A 3180-nucleotide genomic window follows, 5' to 3' on the forward strand; every position below is an offset into this window, starting at 1 on the left:
TCGGGCGGTGCCCCGGAGCCCTCCGGCACGGACGGTGCCGACGATTCCGACGATGCCGCGGGCGCGGGCGGTGCCGCGGAGGTGCCCGCGCTGGACGGGGTCCGGGTGACCTGCCTCGGTGACGGTGCCCCGGTGGCGATGGACGCCGCGACGGGGGGAGAGGTCACACTGATCAACGTGTGGGCGACCTGGTGTGAACCCTGCCGGGAGGAGCTGCCCCTGCTGCAGGAGTACGCCGCCCGGCCCGACGCGGCCAGGGTGCTGCTGGTGCAGGTGCAGAGCTCGCAGGTCGACGGACTCGACCTGCTGGACGAACTCGGGGTGCGGTTGCCGAGCGTGCACGACGGTGAGGGGATGCGGGGTCCGGTCCGCGACGCCCTGGACGTCCCGCCGATGCTGCCCGCGTCGTACGTCGTCGGCGCCGACGGCGAGGTGGAGTTCGTGACCGAACCCCGGCTGTTCACCTCCCTCGAACAGGTCTCCGGTGCGGTGGAGCGACTGCGATGAACGGACCGCTGGTGCACCCGGACGACGCGCCCGCGTGGCTGCGCGGCCTCGTCGAGGTCAGCGGCTCGGTGGACACCACGACCTTCACCCGGTTCACCGTGCCGCGCGCCGCCGACGCCCGTCCCGCCGCGGTCCTGGTGCTCCTCGGCTCCGGCGGCCACGGCACCGGGAACCCCGGGGGCATCGCGAGCCCCGACGGGCACCGCGCCGACGAGAACCGCGCCGACGAGCAGGATCCCGACGTGCTGCTGCTGCGTCGGGCCGACACCCTCGGTGCCCACGCCGGCCAGGTGGCCTTCCCCGGTGGCGGTGCGGAGGACGTCGACGCCGGACCGGTCGACACCGCCCTGCGGGAGGCGCGCGAGGAGACGGGTGTCGACCCGTCCGGGGTCCGTCCGGTGGCGTTGCTGCCGGAGTTGTACGTTCCCGTGTCCGGGTTCGCCGTGACGCCCGTGCTCGCGCACTGGCACCGTCCGTCGCCGGTGCACCCGGTCGATTACCGTGAGACGGCCGCCGTGGCACGGGTCCCGGTGGCCGAGCTCGCCGATCCCGCCAACCGGTTCCAGGTGCGCAAGCCCGGCGGCGGCTGGTACGGACCGGCGTTCGAGGTCGGTGGCCTGTTCGTGTGGGGGTTCACCGCGGGCCTGCTGTCGGTGCTGCTGGAGCTCGGCGGGTGGGCCCGGGAGTGGGACACCACGGACGTGCGGGACCTCGACGTGGCGCTGGCCGCGTACGACGCGCGGGTCGGGCCCGGGCGGGCGGAGCGCGCCCGCTCGGGTGAGTAGCGACGAGGGAGAGACGTGAACTGGGTCGACCTACTGGTGATTCTCCTGGCCCTGCTCGCGGCCGTGTCCGGAGCGAGGCAGGGGGTCCTCATCGCGCTGCCCGCCTTTCTCGGCGTTCTCGGCGGGGCCGTGCTCGGGATCCGGCTGGCCCCGCCGCTCGTGGAGATGTTCACCAATCCCGCGCTGCGGGTCGCACTGGCGGTGGGTGTGGTGATCCTGCTCGTCGCCATCGGCGAGACGCTCGGGGTCTGGCTCGGCCACAAGCTGAAGCGGCGGGTGTCGTCGTCGGCCGGGTCCGGCCTGGACAGCGGGCTGGGCGCGGTCGTGCAGGGCCTGGTCGTCTTCGTCGTGGCCTGGCTGATCGCGCTGCCGCTGACCAGCGTGGCCGCGATGCCGGGACTGTCCCGGGCGGTCAACGACTCCTCGGTGCTGGGCGGGGTGAACACCGTGATGCCGGAGGCGGCCCAGGGCCTCCCCGGTGAACTGCGGACGCTGCTCGACGAGTCGGACTTCCCGTCGATCGTGGCGCCGTTCCAGAACACCCCGGTGCGCCGGATCGAGCCTCCCGACCCCGAACTCCAGGGCAGTGACGTGGTCCGCGCGTTGCGGCCGAGCGTGCTCAAGGTGCGCGGGATCGCGCCCGCGTGTTCCCGTTCGCTGGAGGGCACCGGGTTCGTCGTCGCGCCCGAGCGGGTGATGACCAACGCCCACGTCGTCGCGGGCACGGACGAGGTCGCCGTCGAGACCCCGGACGGCAGGCGGGACGGCCGGGTCGTCTACTACGACCCGGACACCGACGTGGCCGTCCTGGCGGTGCCGGGACTGACCGCGCAGCCCCTCTCCCTGGTCGACGAGGTCCCGTCCGCGGGCGACGACGCGATCGCGCTCGGCTATCCCCTGGACGGGCCGTACACGGCCACCCCGGCCCGGATCCGGGAACGGATCGACCTGCGCGGCCCGGACATCTACGGTTCCGAGACCGTGCGCCGGGACGTCTACACCGTCCGGGGTGAGGTGCGCAGCGGCAACTCCGGCGGGCCGCTGGTCGACCCGACGGGCGAGGTGGTCGGTGTCGTGTTCGGAGCCTCGGTGGAGAACCCGGAGACCGGCTTCGCCCTCACCGCCGACGAGGTCCGTCGCGAGGTGGAGCGTGCCGGCGCCTTCGGCGCGGAGGTCGAGACCGGGGCGTGTACGTCCTGAGCGTTCTTGAGCCGGGTCAGTCCCGGTCCCTGTCCCGGAGGAAGTCCAGCAGTGCCGCCGTGGTGGCGTCCGGCGCCTCCAGGTGCGGGAAGTGCCCGATCCCGGTGAGCCGTGCGAACCGGGAACCGGGCCCGCGCCAGGGCGCCGACCGCTCGGCGGTGTCCGGCAGTACGCACCCGTCCACGGTGCCGTGGATCTGGAGGACGGGCAGCCCGGTGGGCGTGTCCACGGCCGCCGCGAACCGGCCACCGTCGGGACGGAACTGGGACCGGAAGGCCCAGCGGTAGTACTCCAGCGCGCTGTGCGCCACCCCCGGCACGCGCAGCGCGTGGCGCAGTCGCCGGACGGTGGCCGGGAAGTCGCGGTCGGCGGGCCACGCGGGCCCGGACCAGGCGCGCACGAGGCGTTCCAGTTCGGCGGCGTGGTCGGCCACCAGTCTGCGTTCGGGTGCGACCGGGACCTGGAACCGGAACAGGTGGCGCATCGCCGCGGCCTGTCCCGCGACCGGTCCGGGGGCGGTGGACAGCACCCGTGGCAGTCCACGCCGGACGGCGGAGCGCAGGGCCACCGGGTGTGCCCCGCCGACCACTCCCACCGACCCGACGACCCGGGGGTGCAGGCTCGCCGCCGACCACGCGAGCAGACCGCCCCAGGCGTGCCCGACGAGGTGGGCCCGGCGCTCCCCGAG

At 74.4% G+C, this 3180-nt stretch carries 4 protein-coding genes; 3 read left to right on the forward strand and 1 reads right to left on the reverse strand.

Features of this window, described 5'->3' with window-relative positions; all coding sequences use genetic code 11:
- The 3 genes from ACTIR_RS0115880 to ACTIR_RS0115890 all read left to right on the forward strand — a co-directional run.
- Positions 1–507, forward strand: a 507-nt coding sequence (locus ACTIR_RS0115880) for a TlpA family protein disulfide reductase (protein WP_026455020.1), incomplete at its 5' end; no start/stop codon positions are given.
- The gene (locus tag ACTIR_RS0115885) at positions 504–1292 is read left to right on the forward strand and encodes an NUDIX hydrolase (RefSeq protein WP_026455021.1); all 789 of its coding nucleotides are present in this window, start codon (positions 504–506) and stop codon (positions 1290–1292) included. The genes ACTIR_RS0115880 and ACTIR_RS0115885, both read left to right, overlap by 4 nt.
- A gap of 15 nt (positions 1293–1307) precedes the next feature.
- Positions 1308–2492 carry a MarP family serine protease gene (locus ACTIR_RS0115890; protein ID WP_026455022.1) on the forward strand — a complete coding sequence of 395 codons (1185 nt, stop codon included), beginning with the start codon at positions 1308–1310 and terminating at the stop codon, positions 2490–2492.
- A gap of 16 nt (positions 2493–2508) precedes the next feature.
- Here ACTIR_RS0115890 and ACTIR_RS0115895 read toward each other — a convergent pair.
- Positions 2509–3180: alpha/beta hydrolase (locus ACTIR_RS0115895; protein ID WP_026455023.1), on the reverse strand; the 672-nt coding region annotated here is incomplete at its 5' end.

It is taken from the genome of Saccharomonospora iraqiensis subsp. iraqiensis (genome assembly GCF_000430445.1).
GTDB lineage: Bacteria > Actinomycetota > Actinomycetes > Mycobacteriales > Pseudonocardiaceae > Saccharomonospora > Saccharomonospora iraqiensis.

Excerpts from the sequence above, each read along its gene's own strand:
- ACTIR_RS0115885 (WP_026455021.1), top strand. The coding sequence starts at position 504 with ATGAACGGACCGCTGGTGCACCCGGACGACGCGCCCGCGTGGCTGCGC.